This is a genomic window from Paracoccus wurundjeri (assembly GCF_030678915.1).
Lineage (GTDB): Bacteria > Pseudomonadota > Alphaproteobacteria > Rhodobacterales > Rhodobacteraceae > Paracoccus > Paracoccus onubensis_A.
Genome location: NZ_JAUUTZ010000004.1, coordinates 150,206 through 170,519 on the forward strand (window position 1 = coordinate 150,206; position 20,314 = coordinate 170,519).

Here is a 20,314-nt window from a genome sequence, read left to right on the forward strand (position 1 = left end):
TGAATATTGATTCAAAGCGTTTCGGGATAAAAATGAATAAATCGGTGGACGAACGGGATGGTCAGAAGGTTGCCAGAAAGATCCGCGAGGCCATTCTGAGACTGGAATTGCGGCCGGGGTTGACGCTGGACGAAGCGGACCTTGCCGAACAGATGAATGTTTCACGCACACCGGTGCGCGAGGCCATCATTCAGCTTATATCCGATGGATTGGTGCACCGCCACGGTCGCAAGGCCATTGTCGCCACAATGGATTTCGACGAGGTTCCCAAGCTTTACGACGCATTGCTGGTTTCAAGCCGCCTGATTCACCGGCTGGCCGCCGAGCATCGGACAGATGAGGATCTGGCCGTGATCCACAAAACCATGCTGGCATTCGAACGCAGCAAGGATGTGTCCAACGGCGTCGAAAGATCCGAGGCGAATCTGCAATTCCATTTGGCGATTTCGCGTGCGGCGCATAATCGTTATTTTTCGACATTTTACGACAATGCGCTGCTTGGGACGATTCGTCTGGCAAGGGCCTGTTTCGCTCAGGTCAGCACCGTTGAATATCTGAACCCCACGACGAAAGAAGAGCTTGCGACGCATCTGGCGGAAACCGAACGCCAGCATCGTGTCCTATATGCCGCAATCGAAGAATATGACGTCGAACTTGCCGATAAATTGGCGGTAGATCACTATGTCCTGACCCGCAATCGGGTCGAGAAGGTTCTGTTCCGGGTCGATCCGGCCGTGGAAAATATGGATCTGTCAAAAGAATTGCCCTGAACTCTTCGCGGATATCTGGCGGGTTCTCACCCGGTTGCAAATATGTGACCGGATGATGCCGGCCGGCTGACAGGGCCGTCGGCTGCGCCACGCTCGAACTGCGCAGCGCGAAATTTTTATCGTTGAACACCATCGATCATGCGCATCGCGGATTGACAGGGCATGCCATTATGATACCAGTGGTCATACCACGGTTAGATGAATGGACGGATTTGTGTCGATTGTTCGTGAAAAGGCGGAAGGCAAGGGGGGCTATGAAGGCGTCGTGGCCTATCTGCGCGAACAATTGCTTTCGGGCGAACTGAAAACCGGCGATTGCCTTTTGCCCGAAAGGGAGCTTTCGGCCCGTCTGGGCGTCAGTCGGCAGGTTCTGCGGGAAGCCCTGCGCGCATTGGCGATGATTGGCGCGGTCGAGATCCGCCATGGAGTCGGTACCATCGTCAGCCGGCCCGATGTCTCGACCCTGGGCGAATTCTTCACCTTCGCGCTGGCACAGCAGTCGGAGGTGATCGATGACATCATGGAAGCGCGGATCGCCATCGAACATCACGCCATCCGTCTTGCCTGTCGTCGTGCCGGGCAGGCCGATTTTGACCGCCTGGCCGAGCGTCTGTACGATATCGTGGAGACCATCCGCGATCCCGAGGCGGGCGGGCATGCCGATTTCCGCTTTCATGAAGCATTGGTGCAGGCGGGCGGCTCACCGACGCTGATCAGCCTTTATTCCTCGATCGCCTCTCTGATGATGCGCTCACATCTGGATCGCCGCGAGCAGATCATCCAGGTCGAGGGGATCAGGGAGTTCCTGATCGATCATCATCGCAAGATTTTCGAGGCTATTGTTGCGCGTGATGCGGGCGTCGCCGACGAATTGCTGACGCGTCATTTCGAGATCGGCGCTGATTTCAGGCGGCGGGCCGGCTTTCGCAGTGCGGCCGCCAATCTGCGCAATAGCGCGGCAGAGACCAATATCATCCAAGGAGAACAGAATGCAGATCGTGATCGGTAGCGACCACGCCGGGTATCACCTGAAAGAGAGTGTCGTGGATTTCCTGCGTGAGCTTGGTCACGACCTTGTCGATATCGGCAGTTTCAATCCCGATCCGGTGGATTTTCCCGATATCGCGCGCAGTCTTTGCCAGAAAATCCGTAACGGAGAGGGCGAGCGTGGCCTGCTGATCTGTGGTACCGGCGTCGGGGCCGTCATTGCGGCCAACAAGATCAAGGGGATCCGGGCGGCTGTCTGTCATGACGTGCATTCGGCCCATCAGGCAGTCGAACATGACGATGTGAACGTGATGTGCATCGGGGCGCAGATCGTCGGAGCCTGGCTGGCGCGGGATCTGGTCCGCTCGTTTCTGGATGCTCGTTTCGTGCAGGATGACGATTTCATTCGCCGCGTCGAGAAGCTTGCGCAACTGGAAGAAGAAAATTGACCGCCGCGGATGCCAAGCTGTCGCTTTGCATCGCGCTGGGAAGGTGAAATCTGAGAGGAGACAGACGATGTCTGTGCAGACGAAGGGAAGTGTAGGCTTCCTTGGGCTGGGGGTCATGGGGCGTGAAATGGCCCGCAATCTGGCTGTGGCCGGTTTTGAGGTAAAGGCCTATGATGTTGTTCCGGCCGCGATCGATGCGATGGCGGAAACCGGTGTCACCCCTGCTGCGAGTATCGCGGATGCAGCCGCCGACGCCGATATCGTTATCTCGATGCTGCCCGATACGCCCCAGGTCGAAGAGGTCGTGCGTGGAGACGGGGGATTGCTGTCCGGCCCGCCGCGGGGCAGGCTTTATGTGGACATGAGCACCATCGCCCCCGAGGCGACCCGCAAACTGGCGGCCGATCTGCTGAAGGCAGGGGTTCAGATGCTGGATGCACCGGTGTCGGGCGGCCCCGTGGGCGCAAGGGATGCCACGCTGACGATCATGGCCGGTGGTGAGGCCACGGCTTTCGAGCGGGCGCGCCCGTTCTTGCAGGGTATGGGAACGACGATCAACCATGTCGGCGCCTCGGGGGCCGGGCAGACGGTGAAGCTTTGCAACCAGCTGATCTGCGGCATCAATCTTCAGGCCATTTGTGAAGCCTTTGCATTAGGGAGGGCATGCGACATCGACCTTGTCCAGATGCGAGAGGTCCTGATGGGCGGGTCCGCCAATTCGTGGATGCTTGAAAATCTGGGTGCTGCGATGATCGAGGGCGATATTTCGGCCGGATTCCGCATCGATCTGATGATGAAGGATTTGCGTCTGGTGCTGGGCGCTGCGCAACAGAACCTCGTTCCACTTCCGGCGACCAGTCTCGTCACCTCGCAGTATATCGACGCGCAAGCCCATGGCGAGGGCGCGAACGGCAATCAGGCGCTGTTCCGGGTCTATGACCGCATGACGGGACGGCCGACCCGGCCCGACACCCCTGCGAGCCTCACATGATACTGGACTTCACGCTTATCATCGCCCGCTGGCAGATGCTGATGGACGGTGCCTGGCTGACCGTTCAACTGGCCGCGGTGACGACGCTGACGGGTTTTCTGGTCGGAACTCTTTGCGCCGTGGCGCGGCGGTCCCGCTTCCGCCTTGCCGCATCCACGGCGGGGCTCTATGTCGAAGCGATCCGAAATACGCCCTTTCTGGTGCAGATCTTCCTTGTCTATTTCGGCCTGTCGAGCCTTGGTCTGTCCTTGTCGGCGGTGACGGTCGCCATGATCGCCCTGACGATCAATGTGGGGGCCTATACCGCCGAGATCATGCGGGCCGGATTCGACTCGATCCATCGCGGCCAGTGGGAGGCCGCCGAGACATTGGGGCTGACGAAGGTCCAGCAATACTGGCATGTCGCGCTCAGGCCCGCGATGGAGCGGGTCTATCCGTCCCTGTCCAGCCAGTTCATATTGTTGATGCTGGCGTCTTCGGTGACTTCGCAGATTTCGACCGAGGAACTGACGGCGGCTGCAAATTTCATCCAGTCCGAGACCTATCGCCCCCTCGAAACCTATCTGCTGATCGCGCTGATCTATGTCGCGCTTTCGCTGGCCATGCGCGTGGTCTTCTGGGGCATCGGCATGATCATCTTTCCCCGACGCCGACGCCTTGGAACCAGCTTGTAGGATCTGAAAATGGATACGGCTCTCAACCTTAACCATATCGGGTTCCTGCTTGATGGCGCGCTATGGACCCTTGTGCTCTCGCTGATGGCTTTCCTGGGCGGGGGTCTGGCGGGCTTTGCCGTCGCCATGGGGCGGATTGCCCCGCAGAGAATCATCCGCATCCTGACAACGGGTTATGTCCAGCTGGTTCAGGGCACGCCACTGCTGGTCATCATGTTCGTAATCTATTTCGGATTGCCGACACTGGGCTTTTCCATATCGCCCCTGCTTGCGGCCGGCCTGTCGATGACCATCTATGTCAGCGCCTATCTGGGGGAAATCTGGCGCGGGGCCATTCAGTCCGTGCCGCGGGCCCAGTGGGAGGCTGCCGAATGTCTGGCGCTGAGCCGCGGGCAAAGGATGTTCAAGGTCATCCTGCCGCAGGCGATCCGGATCGCCACCCCGCCCACCGTGGGTTTTTCGGTTCAGATCATCAAGAATACTTCGCTTGCCTCTGTTGTGGGTTTTGTCGAACTGACCCGCGCGGGCCAGCTTATCAATAATTCGATCTTCGAGCCGTTCATGATCTATCTGATCATCGCCGGTCTTTATTTCTGCCTGTGCTTTCCCGTCTCTCTGCTCAGTCGACGGCTTGAGCGGACGGGTGTTGCTCGCGCGCAGAGGATCGAACTCGTCTCAGCCTGACATTTCAAATCGGAGCGCCTCATGTCCATCGTCGTCCTCGACAATGTGAAAAAAAGTTTCGGTGCAGTAACGGTTCTGCATGGCGTGTCCTTCTCGGTCGAGAAAGGGCAGGTGATGGCCCTGATCGGCGCCAGCGGATCCGGCAAGAGTACCGCCCTGCGCTGCATCGACCGGCTGGAGCAGATCGACAGCGGCCGGATCGAGGTTTGCGGCCATCAGGTCGCCAGTGCCGATCTGGATCTGCGCAAGCTGCGCCTGGATGTCGGCATCGTCTTCCAAAGCTATAACCTGTTTCCGCATCTGACGGTCGAACAGAATATCACGCTGGGTCCGGTTTCGGTGAAGCGGATGCCGAAATCCGAGGCAAGGAAGATCACCGCGGATGTATTGGCGAAGGTCGGGCTGGCCGACAAGGCCTCTGCCTATCCCGAACAGCTTTCGGGTGGCCAGCAACAGCGGGCGGCGATCGCACGATCACTGGCGATGCAGCCAAAGGTGATGCTGTTCGACGAGGTGACCTCGGCACTTGATCCCAAACTGACCGGCGAGGTTCTTCGTGTGATCGAGCAGCTTGCCGATAGTGGCATGACGATGATCATGGTGACCCATGAGATGAATTTCGCGCGGCGTATCGCCGACCGGATCGTCTTCATGCATGACGGCAGAGTGCATGAACAAGGCGGCGCGGAGATTCTGTCTGCGCCCGCCACGCCTGAACTGCGCGATTTCGTTTCGAACGAACTTTGACGATCGGGCAGCCTGAATGCCCGATATATTGTGGAGGAGAAGATGATGAAGAATCTTGGAAAGATGCTGGCCGCCGGCATGACGGTCGCTGTATTGGCGCAGCTGCCCGTTACGGCTATGGCGGATCAATATGCCGATATCATGGCCGCTGGAAAGATCCGGGTCGCCACCGATCTTGCGATTCCGCCATCGGGTATGCTCGATGACGATCTGCAACCTATCGGGTCTGATGTCGAAACCGCGCGTCTGCTTGCCGAAGACTGGGGGCTGGAACTGGAATTCGTCGGGACCACGGGCGCCACAAGGATCCCGAACCTGCAGACCAACAAGGCGGATATTGTTATTTCCACGCTGTCGGTCACGCCGGAACGGGCTGAAGTGATCGATTTTTCCGAAGCCTATGCCGCGCTTCGGTCAGTTGTCGGCGCTCCGGCAGATTCGGATATCTCGGGCTGGGAGGATGCCCAGGGACTTGCGATTTCCGTAACACGCGGCACCACTCAGGACACCCATCTGACGCCTCAGGCCGCAGAGCGTGGTTTCACCGTTACCAGATATGAGGATGACGCCACGTTGGTCACCGCCGCTGTCAGTGGGCAGGCCAAGGCCGTGGCCACCTCCGAAACGCTGGTGCAGCAGATCGGCGAGCGCAATCCCCAGCTTGCATTCGAACCGAAATTCACGATCGAAACCTTTGATCTGGCTATCGGCTTGCGCAAGGATGAACCGGAACTGAAGGCGAAGCTTGACGAATGGGTTGAGACCAATCTGAAAAATGGCAAACTGAACGACATTTACGAGAAATATCACGGCGCGTCATTGCCCGAGGAAATGCTGCAATAGTCTGATATCATCACCAGCATCGGGCGGGCCTATGCGAGTGTTGATGTCGCTCGCATGGGTCTTTCTGCGCGGCATTTTTATCGTCTTTCAAGGCAGATGGCGCCCCGTCGTGGGTCAGGCGTGTCTGAAAGGCAATTACTGAATCTCGTTGATATAGACATCGTCGCTTGTTGTCGCGCGATGTGAGTTCAGCAGGATGGGCTGCGCCTGTTCGTCATAAGCCACCTCCAGCAGCACCAGCACGGCGGCGGGATGCGACAGGTTCAGCAATGCGCGATCTTCAGCATCCGCGATACTTGCTTCGATCTGTTCGCGAATGGCTGAAATTTTGAGCCCGTATTCGTTCCACAGCATCGGATACAGCCGCGCCGGAACCCAGGCGGGGTCTGTCGGGAAACCAGGGACCAGCCGACAAGGTATCACGATCGTCTCATGCATGACCGGACGGTCATTCACCAGACGCAGACGATGCAATGCATGAACCTGGGTGCCCTCTGGAATCGCTAGCCGTCGCGCTTCGTCGGTGGTTGCTGCGCGGGATTGCAGATCCAATACCCGCGCGGTGGAGTTCTGCAAATCACCGGCGCGGGAATGCAGCCGGAAATATGTGTAGTAAAAGCGCAGTGAATGACGCGGCGTACGCCCGGTAACGACCGTCCCGGTCTTGCGCCGCCTTGCAAGTGTCCCTTCCGACACCAATTCGCCCAACGCGCGTCTGATGGTGCCAACCGAGACACGAAATTCCAGTGCAAGCGCGGTTTCAGACGGCAGGACGGTTCCTGTCGGCCATTCGCCGGAAGTGATTCTTTCGGCAATCTGGTTTGCAACCGCCCGATACATCGGGGCGTAGGCAGTATCTTTGTTTAAAATTTCATCACTCCCATCGTTCCGGCTGACCGCCTTTGGCATTTCATTGAACTGATCGCGGCAGCGGTCTTGACGTCAAGCCCACAGTTCTGTTTATTTCTATATAGTTTATAGTTTTCATCATGCGCCGCAAGCGCCCATTTGGAAGCAAGCGACATCAGAATGACCCAGAACATGGCATTTGCCCGGGCCGACAGGCTGATCGAGACCGACCTGAATCTGGCGGTGGCGGATCTTGCACGGATGGTTACGACGGATACGACATTTCCACCCGGTGCGGGCTATGATGCGTTTGCCACGTTGATGGAAAGCATTCTGGCGCCATTGCGGATGACCACACGGCGGGTCACCGTGCCCAAGGATTTATGGCATGTCGAAGACGGGCCGGCCTTTGGCGCGCGGACCAATCTGATTGCGGATATGCAGGGCGATCTTCCGGTTTGCAGTCTTTACTTCCATGTTGACACTGTTTGCGCCGCGCGTGGCTGGATGCGTGATCCTTTTCGGTTGACCGAAGAAGAGGGCGTTCTTTATGGCCTTGGCGCCGCCGATATGAAAGGCGCCATTGCCGCGACCGTTCACGCCCTGCGCGTAGCCAAGAAAACTGGCCTGCAATTGGCCTATCGTCCGCAACTGCTGCTATGCACCGATGAGGAAGGCGGACTTTATCCCGGCATTCGCTATCTGGCGGAACAAGGCTTGATCGACGGGCATCTGTTGAACTTCAACGGCTCGGCCGGACCGCGGATCTGGGGAGGCTGCTTTGGCAGCTTCAATCTTCAGGTCACTGTGGACGGTTTCGCCGCCCATGCCGCCGATCGTGCGCAGCGGGGTGTGAATGCGATCGAGGCGGCATTGCCGATGATGCAGGCGGCGCAAGATCTGCGGCCGTCTATTGCTGCACGAGTCTCGGACCTGCCGGCACAGCCCGGAGCAGAGCCGCTGCGGCCGCAGATTGCGGTTACGGTGGCGAATGGGGGAACCTGCGGCGGTCAGGTGCCAGACCGTTTCACCTTTGTTGTTTCGCGTCGTTACGCCCCCGAAGAGGATTTCGCAGCCGCCCGGGCCGAGATCGAAACCGCGCTTTCCGCCGCGTGCCCGACAGGCGCACGCCCTCGCTTCGACCTGATCGGCCATTTGACCCCCACGGCAGATCCCGAAGGGCCGCATTACCCGCGCTGGATCAAAGCGGTTCAGCACGGTTTCGGCTATGATGCGGAAGAGTTCGTGAAATACGGCGCCGTCAGCGCATCGGATTCAGGTTATGTCCAGCAGGCCGGGGTGGCGCAAGAGATCATTCTGGGCGGGTTGATCCGTCCGGCGGCGAATGCCCATGGCGCCGAGGAACACACCACCCGCGCCGATCTTGCCGCATTGTCGCGCGCGATATTGGCCTATCTGGCCGATGATTTCGCGGCCGAGCTTAATCCAGACAAATAAGTCCAACCGAGGAGTTCCAGAATGTCCTTCAATCGTCGAGCATTCCTGAAGACAAGCACCGCCATCGCCGCTCTTGCCGTCGCGGCCCCGCATCTGGCACTTGCGCAGGCAGAGCCGGAACAGGGCGGGACGCTGCGTGTGGCTGTTGATCAGGCCATCAGCGTCATCCATCCCCTGCTGACACGGGTCAATCCAGAATATCTGGCGGGCGAGTTGCTGTATTCCGGCCTGACCCGATTGAGTACGACGATGCAGCCGGAGCCCGATCTTGCAACCTCGTGGGAAGCCGATGAGGATCTGACCGTCTGGACCTTTGTCCTGCGCGAAGGTCTGAAGTTCCATGACGGGTCCGACTGCACCAGCGCCGATGTGGTTGCGAGTTTCGAGGCGATCCTTAACCCCGAGCTGGCCTCGCCGGCGAGCAACAATGTCGGTCCGATCAAGACGGTCGAGGCCATCGACCCGACGACGGTGAAATTCACCCTGTCGTCACCCTATGCCGATTTCCCGGCCGCGCTGGCCTATAATAATGCGCGGGTCATTCCTGCCTCGGTGATCTCCGACGATTTCGGCAGCCTGCGATCCACCGCGATCGGAACCGGGCCGTTCAAGCTGGTCTCCTACGAGCCTGACCGGCTTCTGGTGGTCGAGCGCAACCCGGACTATTACGATCCGGCGCGCCCCTATCTGGATCGGGTGGAACTGCATGTCTTCCCGGATCTGGGGGCGCAGGTATCCTCGCTGATGGCGGGCGATATCGACATGGTGACGACCATTGCGCCGAATGATTTCATGCGGCTTGAAGGTCAGGACGGCATCGACCTGCAACGTGTTGCATCGGGCCAGTTCTGCAATGTCAATTTCGGCTGCGATATGGCGCCGTTCGACGATGTGCGGCTGCGTCAGGCGCTGGCCCTGACCATCGACCGGCAGGCCATGGTTGACTTCATGACCGAAGGGTTCGGCACCATGGGCAACGACACGCCGCTGAACGAATCCTATCCGTTCTTCCAGCCGGTCCCACAGCGCGAAAAGGATATCGAGCGGGCAAAGGCGCTGCTGGCAGAGGCAGGCTATCCCGACGGGTTCGAGGCCGAACTGATCGCGTCTGATCGCCCGGCGCTTCGCACGCAGCTTGCCGTCGCCTTGAAGGAAATGGCGAGCGAGGCGGGCATCACCATCAATGTGACGACGATGCCTCATGCGACCTATCTCGATCAGGTCTGGACCAAGGGCGCGTTCTATATCGGCTTCTACAACATGCAGCCGACACCGGATGGGATTGTCAGCCTGCTGTTCACATCGGATGCGGCCTGGAACGAGACCCGCTGGAACAATAAGGAATTCGACGAGCTGATCGGCAAGGCCCGCGCCGTCAGTGCCGCCGAAGAGCGCACGGCGCTTTACACCGAAGCGCAGGCGCTGATGAATGAAGAGGTTCCGTCGATCATCCCGGCCTTCTTCGATGTGCTGGGCGCCAAACGAAGCTGGACGCAGGGTTACGAGATCCACCCGCGCGGATCGATCTTCCGCCTTGACTTTGCCTGGCTCGACGCTACGGCGCCGACGCGGCAGGGCTAAGCACCAGAGCGGCCGACCCGGACAATTCCGGCGGCACGATTTCAATGGGAAGAACGGCTTACGATATGGGAAACTGACGTGTCAGCGAACTACATTCTGAAGCGTATCGCTTTGATCTTCTATACGCTGTTCATCGTCTCGGTGCTGGTGTTCGGGATCACCCAGATCCTGCCCGCAGATGCCGCAGTGATGATGCTGGGCGAAAACGCCACGCAAGAGGCGTTGGAGGCTTTGCGCCAGCGCATGGGCCTGAACGACCCGGTCTGGATGCAATATCTGCATTGGGCCGGAGGCGTGCTGCAAGGTGATTTCGGAACCTCGCTACGGACCGGTCAACCGGTCGGACCCGCGCTGTTCTCGGCCCTTGGGACCTCGCTGACGCTGGCGGGCTTCGCGTTGGTCTTCATGCTGATTCTCGCAATGCCGATGGGCGTGATTGCCGCCATACGCCGGGGCAAACCCGCCGATCTGATCGTGAGTTTCATCTCTTATATCGGCGTCTCGCTGCCTGAATTCGTGACCGCCACGCTGGCTGTCATGCTGGTCGCGGATATGTGGGGATTACTACCGCCTGCCGGTTATATCCCGTTGTCGCAGGATTTCTGGGGCGGGCTGGAGCGCCTGATCCTGCCGGTTGTCGTCGTTTCGGTGATGATGATCGCCCATGTCTCGCGCATGGTGCGATCAGAGCTGGTCGATGTCATGCATACCGATTATATCCGGGCTGCCCGGCTAAAGGGCCTGCATCCGCGCCGGGTACTGTTCCGCCACGGGCTGCGCAATGCGCTGTTGCCGACCATCACCATCGTCGCGCTGGATGTGGGTTATCTGCTGGGCGGCGTGATCGTGGTCGAAGAGATCTTTTCGATCCCCGGTATCGGCCGGTCATTGATGTCGGCGATCCAGAACCGCGATCTGCCCGTGATTCAGGCCGGTGTCATGATTATGGCGGCCACCTATTCCATCGTCAATTTCGCCGCCGACCTGATGTATGCGTGGCTGGACAAGAGGATCCAGTATGACTGACTTCCTCCGTCGTCTTTTGCGGACGCCTCAGGGTTTTCTGGGTAGTCTGATCGTCGGGCTGATCCTGATCGCGGTTGTTCTGGGACAATGGCTGACGCCTTATGGCCCTGCCGACATGCAGGCTCTGGCCCGCTATGGCGCGCCGTCGGTCGAGCATTGGCTGGGCACCGATCAATATGGGCGCGACATCCTCAGCCGATTGCTGAACGGGGCGCGCTCGACCGTGGTCATGGCGCTTCTGGCGACCTTTATCGGTACGCTGGGCGGTGCCGTTCTTGGCACCGGATCCGCCTATCTGGGCGGACGCGCGGATGAATTCATCATGCGCACGGTGGATGCCGTGATGGCGATCCCGTCGCTTCTGCTGGCGCTGCTGGTCGTGTCACTGCTGGGGTCAAGCTCGGCCAATGCGCTTCTGGCCATCGCCATCGCCTTCATGCCCAGCATGGCGCGGATCAGCCGGTCGGTCGCGCTGGCCGTGCGCAAGCAGGATTACGTCAGTGCGGCGATCGCCCGCGGCGAGGGCAGCACATATATCATCTTGCGCGAGATGCTGCCCAATGTCATCGCCCCGATCGTTGTCGAGATGACGATCCGCGTGTCCTTCGCCGTGATGCTGTTTGCCACCCTGTCCTTTCTTGGGCTTGGGGCACAGCCGCCTGCGACCGATTGGGGGCTGATGGTGTCCGAGGCGCGGCAATATCTGCACCGGTCCTATTGGATCCTGCTGTGGCCAAGTGCTGCCATCGCCCTGACTGCCATTGGGTTCAACCTTCTTGGCGATGGTCTGCGCGACGCCCTGAACCCCCGGACCTGAGGAATTGACGATGACCAACTCTAGCCAACCGGTCCTGCAAATACGCGACTATTCGCTGGCCTATCATGTTCCTGCCGGACCTGTGCCGGTCCTGAAGGGTATCAACCTCCAGATCGAAAGGGGCGAGATCCTTGGCCTTGTAGGGGAAAGCGGTTCGGGTAAATCCACTCTGGCGGGAGCGGTCATGCGCTATCTGTCCGGCAATGCCCATGAAAATGACGGCGGGATCTTCCTTGGCGATACCGATCTGCGCGCGCAAAGCCAGCGGGCGATGTCAGATATCCGGGGCAGGCGGATGAGCATGGTGTTTCAGGATCCCGCGACCTCGTTGAATCCCACCCTTTGCCTGGGCGAACAGCTGGCAGAGGTTCTGATCCGTCATCGCGGGCTGAGCCGGGCTCAGGCGTGGCGCGAAGGCGAGGAGCGGCTGGCTCATGTCGGGTTGAAGACACCGGCCGAGATGATGCACCGTATGCCGCATGAGGTCTCGGGCGGGGAAAAGCAGCGAGTGGTGATCGCCACCGCTTTTGCGTGCAATCCCGAACTGATCATCTTCGATGAACCGACGACGGCGCTTGATGTGATCACATCGCGCCAGATCCTTGATCTTTTCGCGGAATTGCAGTCCGAGACCGGTGTGGCATCGCTGTATATCTCGCATGATCTTGCGCTGGTGTCGCAGACGGCGGGTCGGGTCGCGGTTCTGGAAAAGGGCAGTATCGTCGAAGAAGGCGAGACGGGTGAATTGTTCCGCAATCCGGTGCATTCCTATACCCGTGCCCTGATCGATGCCGTGCCCCGTCCGGAACGGCGGTTGGTGCAGCCATTGGCAGCGGCGAGTGCGACGCCGCTGGTGACTATTCGCGATGTCAGCGTCAGCTATGGCCGCAAATCACTTCTGGACAGCATCCTGCGCCGGGATTTTCAGGCGGTGGTGGGCAATCGCGCCATCACGCTGGATATCCGCCCGGGTGAGGTGCTTGGCATCGTCGGTGAAAGCGGCTCGGGAAAATCCACGCTGGCCAAGGCCATGACCGGGCTGAACCGCTTCGACGGGCTGATCGAATTCGACGGCCGTCCGGTGCGCGGCCTGGCCGATATGAACCGCGATTACCGCCGCGATGTTCAGATCATCTTTCAGCATCCCGATGCCTCGCTGAACCCGCGTCAGAAGATATCAGAGATCCTGGCGCGGCCGATCCGTCTTTACGGTGACCGTACGGATGGTCCGGCGCGTGACCGCATCGCAGCCATGCTGGAGCGGGTGCGGTTGCCCGCAAGCTATATCGACCGCTATCCGCATCAGCTTTCGGGCGGGGAAAAGCAGCGCATCGCCATCGCGCGGGCATTCCTGTCCAATCCGCGTCTGGTCATCTGCGACGAGATCACCTCGGCTCTGGATGTTTCGGTTCAGGCTTCGGTGATAGAACTGTTGATGGAACTGCATCGCGACACCGGCGCGGCCTATGTCTTTATCACCCATGACATCAACCTGATCCGCCAGATCGCCCATCGTATCGCGGTGATGTATCGCGGCGATCTGATCGAGATCGTCGAGGCGGACAGGATCGGCGATTCCGACCGCGCGCCCTATACACAGCAGCTTCTGGCGGCGGTGACATCGCCCGCTGCGGCGCTTGGGGGGTGATGGAGGCAGTACGACATCTACTACCGGGGGCCTTTGGCCCGATTGTTCTCAGGAGAAGATAATGGACCGTAAAACACTGCTTGACAGTGTCGATGAGAAAGCTTGCCTCGACTTCGTGTCGATGATGGTCAGGCATAAGACCTATTCAGAGACCGAGGGCGAGACCATTCTGGTCAAGCGCATGGTCGAAGAGATGCAGGCTGTCGGGCTGGACGCGCATATTCATCATTTTGGCAGCAAAGGGCGCTGCAATGCGGTCGGGACATATAAGGGCAGTGGCGGCGGCAAAAGCCTGATTTTCAACGGCCATCTGGATACGAATCCGGCAACCGAAGGCTGGACGGTCGATCCCTGGGGCGGGCTGGTCGACGACAACTTCATTTACGGCATCGGCGTGTCGAATATGAAATCATCCGACGCGGCCTATTTTTGTGCCGTGAGGGCGTTGAAGCAGGCCGGCGTGAAACTGAAGGGTGACGTGATCCTGACATTCGTGGTCGGGGAGTTGCAGGGCGGGGTCGGTACCGAGGCATTGATCCGCGACGGATTGAAGGCCGATTATTTCGTCAATTGCGAACCCAGCGATCTGGTGGCGGTGACGATGCATTCCGCGGCACTGAAGTTCCAGATCAACCTGATCGGCGATACGCGCCATCTGTCGAAGCGGGAAGATGCCGTCGATGCGGTGATGGCGGGATGCGATCTGGTGCCACGCCTGAACGCGATGACTTTTTCAGGCGCGCTGTCACCCGAACACGCCTCGGTCAACCGCTGTCATGTGGGTGTCTTCAAAGGCGCGCTTGGCCGCGAGCTGGAAGAATGGCGTCCGCCGCAAGTGGCAGATTATTGCGTCCTGAAAGGGTCTGCCCGCTATGCGCCCGGACAAACACGCGAAGGCGTGCTGGCCGATATGGAAAAGGAGCTGACGGCGCTGCGTTCCCGCTTCCCCGGGCTCAAGACGGAACTGATTTCGATGGACGCGATGGAGGAGCAGGGGCTTTCCCTGATGCCTCCCTACGAGGTCCGGCACGACAGTGGGATCGTGACTGCGATCAACGCCGCCTACAAGGAGGTCCGGGGCGAGAAACAGCCCACCGGAGCGATCACGCCGACGCGCTTCTACGGATCGGATGCGGGCCATCTTTACGAATTGGGCGGGATGGAAGGCATCGTTTGCGGCTGCGGCGGGCGCTACAATACGATGCCGGATGAGCGTGTCGATATTGTCGATTATATCGACATGATCAAAGTCTACATGCTTACCATCCTCAATGTCTGCGGTATCGATGAGGATGCCTGATATCCCGCAGGAATATCGCTGGCGTCTGGACAGGGCACGGGCCGAAATGGACCGGGCCGGTTGCGATCTGCTGATCCTCGACAGCGGCGAGATCATGGCATGGCTTTCGGGCTTCACCGTGTCCGAAACCATGTATCGGGCGATCTTTCTTCCGCGCGAAGGCGATCCCTGGTTCGTATTGCGCGAGCTTGACATGGCGCCTTGCCGCGAGGGCGGCTGGATCAGGGATATCATCGGCTATGCGGACGATGCATGCCCGGTGACCGAAATGATCGCGCGGATCCGGGGCCGCGGCTACGGAAATGCCCGGATCGGAGTCGATTTCAATTCGATCAGCTGGAATCCGGCGAGGATGGAGGCATTCTCTGCCGGGCTTCCGGGCGCGGCTTTCATCGACATGCGGGGCCTGTCGGAATCGCTTCGCTGGATAAAATCCGCGCATGAGATCGATTTATTGACCCGGGCATCGACCATTGCGGACAAGGCGATGGCGGAAATCGCTGCCGCGGCCCAACCCGGGCTGACCACGCGCGATGCCGCAGCGATTGCGGCCAGCTGTTTCCTGCGCTCGGGCGCGGATATCGGCGAGACCGGTCCGATCGTTTTGGGCAAAGGCAGCCACGAATTCCTTCACGGCCTGTTCCAAACGAATAGCCTGATGGCCGGCGATGTGCTGCATGTGGAGTTGACCCCCTATGTCTCTCGCTACGGGGCAAGACTTATGCGGCCTGTCGTGATCGGAGAACCCTCGGTCGAGCAATACGAGGCCGCGCAGACCCTCGTGGCACTTCAGGATGAACAGATCGCGGCGATGAAACCGGGCGCGGTCGTGGCCGATGTCGATCGCATCATGCGGCAAGGTGCGTTGCAGGCGGGCCTGCGCGACGAATATAAAAATGTCACCGCCTACACGCTGGGCCTTTATATCCGAACGCCCCGCAGCAGCGACTTTTCCCGTGTTTTCCTGCCCGATCAGACATGGATGCTAGAGGAAAACATGGTTTTCCATGTCTACACGACCGCCCGGGGGCTAGGGTTTTCCGAGACGGTCGTGGTGACGCCTGAAGGTGGCCAGCGGCTGACACGCTCGGCCAGAAAGATTCTGGGCAAGAGTTGAAAGCTATAGATATTCCGCTTCGGCAAGGGCAGCCGATGGCGGAAATGCTGAACTCAACGAGTGCCCGGCGGGGGAAATTATCCGGCGCCCCTATCTCTCGGACGAAAAATTCTGCTTGAGATAGGTCAGGATGATCTCCTTGGTTTCCTCATCCGGTTCAACCATGCCTTGCGCCTCGACCATCCAGGTCCACAACTCGTTCCAGCGGTGATCAGTGACGCGCTGCTGCTTTATGATTTCGGCCGAATGGCAGGCGACGCATTGGTAAAAGGTCTCTTCCGCTCCCACGCCATCGGGCAGGCCACCGAATTCTTCGTTGCCTGCCCCCTTGTCACCGGCATCGGCTTTGGCGCGAATGGCCGTCATGGGATCAAGCGGGTCCGAGCCTGCCGGCCTGCCGGCCAGCGCGCTCATCGGATCGGGTCTTGCGTCAGCCGCAGCCAGTCCCGCCCCAAGCAACAGCACGGCCAGACCGGTCGCGCATTTCGTAATAATGGTCATCGCTCGCCTCATCCGCTCAGGCAACCGCGACAAGCGCGATGCGGTGCTGGATATTGTTGGCATAACCGCGAGGGTTCCAGACCGGGGACAGGGGCGGCTGGCTGATGCCATCCTGATCGGTCGCCCGGGCCCAGACCTCGTAATACCCATGCTGGGGCGGAGTCACATTCGCGCGCCAGCGTTGCCAAGCAAAACGGTTTGGCGCGGGATCCAGTTCGGCTTCCTGCCAGGTCTGGCCGAAATCCAGAGAAACATGCATCGCGGTGACGTCGCCCTTGCCGCACCAGGCATGGCCCCGCACTTCCGCCGTTTCGCCGGCCTTCACCTCGAAGCCGGTTTCGGGGAATGTGATGATGGATTTCACCGGCATTTCCATAAGGATGACCATGTCCTCCTCGGGGACCTCGGTGCCGGGAGCGACGGGATAGGCCGGGATGCGATAGGAATCGCCGGTCATTTTCGCGCCGTCATGTTCCTTGTCGCGAATCCAGATGCGATTGAGGTATTTCTGCGATGCCGATGCCGGATATCCCGGAACGATCAGCCGCAGGGGAAAGCCGTGCAACGCGGGCAGCGGTTCTCCATTCATCTCCCAGGCGATGATCGCATCTTCCTGCAATGCCTTGTCGATGGGTACACCCCGTGAAATGACCTCTTTGCCCTCTTCGCCGTTCAGATGCGCGTCATTGCCATAATGCCCGGTATAGACCGCGCTTTCCTTGACACCTGCCTCTTTCAGCACATCGGCCAGCCGGACGCCGGTCCATTCCGGGCAGCCGACCGCGCCGACAGTCCACTGATTGCCCGATGTTCCCGGTTGAAAGAATGCGCGCCCGTTTCCGCCGCATTCGATCACCAGCCGTCGCGTGACGTTTTCGAAACGTGACTTCAGATCCTCGATAGTCAGTTCCAATGGCGTATCGACTTCCCCGTCAATGGTCAGCGTCCAACCCGCGGCCTCCTGATCCAGCGCAGTTTGCGGGACAAGGCCATTCATGCGGATGAACAGCTTTTCATAGGGCGTAACATCGTCATCCAGCAGATGCGCCGGGGTTTCCGCGTTCAGCGGCCGGTCACCCAACACCACCAGCCCCTTTTTTGCCTCCATCAGATCCAGTCCGGTATCCTGGGCCAGAGCCACGGGAAACAAGCCCGCCGGAAGATTGCGCTCGAAGGGTATGGTCATGCCAAGCATGGCCCCCATTGCCGTCAGGCCGCTTGTCCTGAGAAAGCCGCGACGCGACCTGTCGGGCGTGTCCGCATCTTGCATTGCTCTGGCGTTTCCAGACTGTTCTGACATGATTCCTCCTTCGTGGCTTGGCACGCCCCGGGAATCGGGCGCTGCCGGCTTCTTCCGGTTGCAGGGCTGACCCTCCCGTCGGGCCCTTACCGCAACTTCACCTGCCAAGGATGGCAAATCATTCGTCTATCGGCAATGCGATAGTTCTGCGGAATATGCGGATCTTCTTATGGCAAGAGAACGAATGTTGCGTATCGTCACGCTAACGCAGGCGCAGGTCATCAGAGCAGGGCCGAACTCACCTCAACATTTCCGTGACTGTCCTGCACGGTTAGGGTAATGCGCCGTCCAATGCGCGGTATCGGGCGGTTTGTCCGCAGGATCGAATGCCGCAATCGAGAAGATATCGGCGGGATTTGTGTCCTCAGCGCGCAGTAGCAGCGCATTCGGCGCCCAATGTCGAAGCCATGCGCCCAGTGTCACGTGATCGCCAGTGGTCGCAAGGTCGAGTTTGGTCAGCACGATAAGATCCGCCACGGCAAGCTGCCGCCGTGCCGCTTCGAACTGAGCCAGCGTCGCTTCCGCGTTGACCGAGTCGACGCAGGTCACCACGCCGTTCAGTGAGAAGAGGCGACGGATTTCGGCATCCGTCGCGAAGGCTAAAAGAAGTGGCGCCGGATCCGCGATTCCCGGTGTTTCGATCACGACCCGGGAAAATGAGGAACCCTTTTCACGATCGGCAGCCCGCGCAAGGGCAAGAAGCCCCTCGCGGATGTCATCCATGACCGAGGGGGGGCTGGCGGAGGCCGAATTCATGGAATGCTCATTGCACTTATGCAGATGTTGTCCGCCGAATGCCACCTTGTCGAACGCATTCACGATCACCGCGGTATCGCCGAAGCTTTCGTCGGCAATCCAGCTTTTCAGCAGGGTGGATTTGCCTGCGCTGCGAAAGCCGGTAAGGATCGTGACAGGGCGCTGGATCATAAGGATGTCATCGAGGCTGCGGGGTGATCTTTTCCCCAGACGCGGCACACATCCTTGCAAAGCTGTTTGCGCTCGATCCGGGTGAGATGAAGATGCATCCTGGTCACATCTCCATCGCAGATCCGAAGCGCGCGGCGCCAGAGGCGGAGCGCCGATTGCGCCGACCAGGGAAGTGCGGCCTGAGCAAGCCACAGGCGTAGTTCGGCAGGCAGCCGGTCATAGGCTGCCATCGGGTCACTGACCCGCCGACGGCGTCGAAGGGTGCTTCTGGTGTTGGGGTTTTCCCGCGGTGCCGTCAATTGCCCTGCTTCGCAACCTTGCCGGCAGCCAGGAGGCGGCTTTCGCGGGATCGCGGAGCCGCGTTTTGTCATGTCCGCCTGTGGCATCAGGCGGCCTGCGAAGCGTTTCGCCAGCCGGGGAATGGATCCGGCAGATCCGCCCATTGATGCGGTACGAATTCGCTCTCGTCTCCAATCAGGGAGGAATCCAGTGCGGCGGTAATGGCCGTCTGGTCCATTCCAGAGCCGATGAAGACCAGTTCCTGGCGGCGGTCGCCGAAAGGTTCAAGCCAGTTCCGCTTCAGATATTCGATCGCCTGGGGATGATTGGGCCAACGATCTATCGGCACCGTCGCCCACCACATTCCCATCGGCCTGACGCTGCTGAGCGCGCCGGCAAGCGAAAATTCCGCCAGCCAGTCGGGCCGCGTCGCAATCCAGAAATGCCCTTTGGCGCGAATAACGCCGGGCAAGGGGCCGTTCAGCACATCGTGGATTTTCTGTGGATGGAATGGACGGCGCGCCCGGTAGACGAAGGATGAAACGCCATATTCCTCGGTCTCGGGGATATGGTCCGAAAAACCATAAAGCTCCTTTGCCCACATTGGATGCAGATGGGCCTTGTCGAAATCGAAAAGCCCGGTGTCGAAGATGCGATCCTGCGGGACATGCCCGTAATCGGTCTCGATGATCCGGGCGTCGGGATTGAGCGAGGTGACGATCTTGCGCGCCGCATCAAGTTTTCCGGGACCGGCATCGCTGATCTTGTTGAGCACCACCACATCGGCGAATTCGATCTGGTCAACCAGCAGATGCACCAATGTCCGGTCGTCTTCCTCTCCCAGGCTTTCGCCTCTGTCGCGGATGAAGTCGTGACTGGAATAGTCCCGAAGCAGATTAACCGTATCCACCACGGTGACCATCGTATCGAGCCGGGCAACATCCGACAGGCTTTCGCCGTTTTCGTCGCGGAACTCGAATGTCGCGGCAACGGGCAAGGGTTCTGCGATGCCCGTTCCTTCTATCAGCAGATAGTCGAAGCGTTTCTCGCCGGCGAGTCGCCGGACCTCTTGCAGCAGGTCGTCGCGCAGCGTGCAGCAGATGCAGCCATTCGACATCTCGACCAATTTTTCTTCGGTATGGCTAAGATCGGCACCGCCCCCGCGCACGAGATCGGCATCGATATTCACCTCGGACATGTCATTGACGATGACCGCGACACGCCGGCCTTCGCGATTGTTCAGCACATCGTTCAGGAGGGTGGTCTTTCCGGCGCCAAGAAAGCCCGACAAGACTGTGACCGGCAGGCGCGTATCCTTGTTTGGCATATTTCTCTCCTTGAAATGTTATATCATAACATATTAGGG

The 20,314-nt window shown here is 59.6% G+C and carries 21 protein-coding genes; 15 read left to right on the plus strand and 6 right to left on the minus strand.

The window, feature by feature from the left end; translation table 11 throughout:
* Window positions 1-32: 32 nt before the first annotated feature.
* The 8 genes from Q0601_RS05995 to Q0601_RS06030 all read left to right on the plus strand — a co-directional run bounded on the left by Q0601_RS05995 (window position 33) and on the right by Q0601_RS06030 (window position 6,145).
* A complete protein-coding gene (locus Q0601_RS05995) occupies window positions 33-770 on the plus strand; it encodes a GntR family transcriptional regulator (protein WP_305288158.1) in 738 nt (245 codons plus the stop codon).
* Between the two features lie 202 nt (window positions 771-972).
* Window positions 973-1,779, plus strand: a complete 807-nt coding sequence (locus Q0601_RS06000; RefSeq protein WP_305288160.1) for a FadR/GntR family transcriptional regulator — start codon at window positions 973-975, stop codon at window positions 1,777-1,779.
* A complete protein-coding gene (rpiB, locus tag Q0601_RS06005) occupies window positions 1,760-2,206 on the plus strand; it encodes a ribose 5-phosphate isomerase B (RefSeq protein ID WP_305288163.1) in 447 nt (148 codons plus the stop codon). Before Q0601_RS06000 ends, rpiB begins: the two co-directional genes overlap by 20 nt.
* Window positions 2,151-3,197 carry an NAD(P)-dependent oxidoreductase gene (locus tag Q0601_RS06010; protein WP_305288165.1) on the plus strand — a complete coding sequence of 349 codons (1,047 nt, stop codon included), beginning with the start codon at window positions 2,151-2,153 and terminating at the stop codon, window positions 3,195-3,197. The genes rpiB and Q0601_RS06010 overlap by 56 nt, the downstream gene beginning before the upstream one ends.
* Window positions 3,194-3,871, plus strand: coding sequence for an amino acid ABC transporter permease (locus tag Q0601_RS06015; RefSeq protein WP_305288167.1), 678 nt, complete (start codon window positions 3,194-3,196; stop codon window positions 3,869-3,871). Before Q0601_RS06010 ends, Q0601_RS06015 begins: the two co-directional genes overlap by 4 nt.
* Window positions 3,872-3,880: 9 nt before the next feature.
* Entirely contained in the window at window positions 3,881-4,555 is a 675-nt protein-coding gene (locus Q0601_RS06020; RefSeq protein ID WP_119749886.1) for an amino acid ABC transporter permease, read from the plus strand.
* Window positions 4,556-4,576: 21 nt separating this feature from the next.
* Complete coding sequence (locus Q0601_RS06025) at window positions 4,577-5,302, plus strand: amino acid ABC transporter ATP-binding protein (protein WP_119749885.1); 726 nt, start codon at window positions 4,577-4,579, stop codon at window positions 5,300-5,302.
* A gap of 45 nt (window positions 5,303-5,347) precedes the next feature.
* Complete coding sequence (locus Q0601_RS06030; RefSeq protein WP_305288175.1) at window positions 5,348-6,145, plus strand: transporter substrate-binding domain-containing protein; 798 nt, start codon at window positions 5,348-5,350, stop codon at window positions 6,143-6,145.
* Window positions 6,146-6,280: 135 nt separating this feature from the next.
* On the opposite strand, the gene Q0601_RS06035 is transcribed toward Q0601_RS06030, so the two are convergent.
* Complete coding sequence (locus Q0601_RS06035; protein ID WP_305288177.1) at window positions 6,281-6,985, minus strand: GntR family transcriptional regulator; 705 nt, start codon at window positions 6,983-6,985, stop codon at window positions 6,281-6,283.
* Window positions 6,986-7,174: 189 nt separating this feature from the next.
* Between Q0601_RS06035 and Q0601_RS06040 the strand changes: the two genes are divergently transcribed.
* The 7 genes from Q0601_RS06040 to Q0601_RS06070 all read left to right on the plus strand — a co-directional run bounded on the left by Q0601_RS06040 (window position 7,175) and on the right by Q0601_RS06070 (window position 15,941).
* Window positions 7,175-8,452, plus strand: a complete 1,278-nt coding sequence (locus tag Q0601_RS06040) for a M20 family metallopeptidase (RefSeq protein WP_305288179.1) — start codon at window positions 7,175-7,177, stop codon at window positions 8,450-8,452.
* 21 nt (window positions 8,453-8,473) lie between these two features.
* Window positions 8,474-10,033, plus strand: coding sequence for an ABC transporter substrate-binding protein (locus tag Q0601_RS06045; protein ID WP_305288180.1), 1,560 nt, complete (start codon window positions 8,474-8,476; stop codon window positions 10,031-10,033).
* A 78-nt stretch (window positions 10,034-10,111) separates the two neighbouring features.
* Window positions 10,112-11,059: an ABC transporter permease gene (locus tag Q0601_RS06050; protein WP_305288183.1), complete on the plus strand. Its 948-nt coding sequence runs from the start codon at window positions 10,112-10,114 to the stop codon at window positions 11,057-11,059.
* Window positions 11,052-11,876 carry an ABC transporter permease gene (locus tag Q0601_RS06055; RefSeq protein ID WP_305288185.1) on the plus strand — a complete coding sequence of 275 codons (825 nt, stop codon included), beginning with the start codon at window positions 11,052-11,054 and terminating at the stop codon, window positions 11,874-11,876. Before Q0601_RS06050 ends, Q0601_RS06055 begins: the two co-directional genes overlap by 8 nt.
* A 10-nt stretch (window positions 11,877-11,886) precedes the next feature.
* Window positions 11,887-13,524: a dipeptide ABC transporter ATP-binding protein gene (locus Q0601_RS06060; RefSeq protein WP_305288187.1), complete on the plus strand. Its 1,638-nt coding sequence runs from the start codon at window positions 11,887-11,889 to the stop codon at window positions 13,522-13,524.
* Window positions 13,525-13,585: 61 nt separating this feature from the next.
* Complete coding sequence (locus Q0601_RS06065) at window positions 13,586-14,824, plus strand: M20 family metallopeptidase (RefSeq protein ID WP_305288190.1); 1,239 nt, start codon at window positions 13,586-13,588, stop codon at window positions 14,822-14,824.
* Complete coding sequence (locus Q0601_RS06070; protein ID WP_305288192.1) at window positions 14,817-15,941, plus strand: M24 family metallopeptidase; 1,125 nt, start codon at window positions 14,817-14,819, stop codon at window positions 15,939-15,941. Before Q0601_RS06065 ends, Q0601_RS06070 begins: the two co-directional genes overlap by 8 nt.
* A 90-nt stretch (window positions 15,942-16,031) precedes the next feature.
* Here Q0601_RS06070 and Q0601_RS06075 read toward each other — a convergent pair whose 3' ends face one another.
* The 5 genes from Q0601_RS06075 to zigA all read right to left on the minus strand — a co-directional run bounded on the left by Q0601_RS06075 (window position 16,032) and on the right by zigA (window position 20,275).
* Window positions 16,032-16,442, minus strand: coding sequence for a cytochrome C-552 (locus tag Q0601_RS06075; protein WP_305288194.1), 411 nt, complete (start codon window positions 16,440-16,442; stop codon window positions 16,032-16,034).
* Between the two features lie 16 nt (window positions 16,443-16,458).
* A complete protein-coding gene (locus Q0601_RS06080) occupies window positions 16,459-17,742 on the minus strand; it encodes a sulfite oxidase (protein WP_305288197.1) in 1,284 nt (427 codons plus the stop codon).
* 243 nt (window positions 17,743-17,985) lie between these two features.
* Window positions 17,986-18,669, minus strand: coding sequence for a CobW family GTP-binding protein (locus Q0601_RS06085; RefSeq protein WP_305288199.1), 684 nt, complete (start codon window positions 18,667-18,669; stop codon window positions 17,986-17,988).
* The gene (locus Q0601_RS06090; RefSeq protein WP_370656093.1) at window positions 18,666-19,112 is read right to left on the minus strand and encodes a DUF6525 family protein; all 447 of its coding nucleotides are present in this window, start codon (window positions 19,110-19,112) and stop codon (window positions 18,666-18,668) included. Before Q0601_RS06090 ends, Q0601_RS06085 begins: the two co-directional genes overlap by 4 nt.
* A complete protein-coding gene (gene zigA / locus Q0601_RS06095) occupies window positions 19,055-20,275 on the minus strand; it encodes a zinc metallochaperone GTPase ZigA (RefSeq protein ID WP_305288203.1) in 1,221 nt (406 codons plus the stop codon). The genes Q0601_RS06090 and zigA overlap by 58 nt, the downstream gene beginning before the upstream one ends.
* Window positions 20,276-20,314 lie beyond the last annotated feature (39 nt).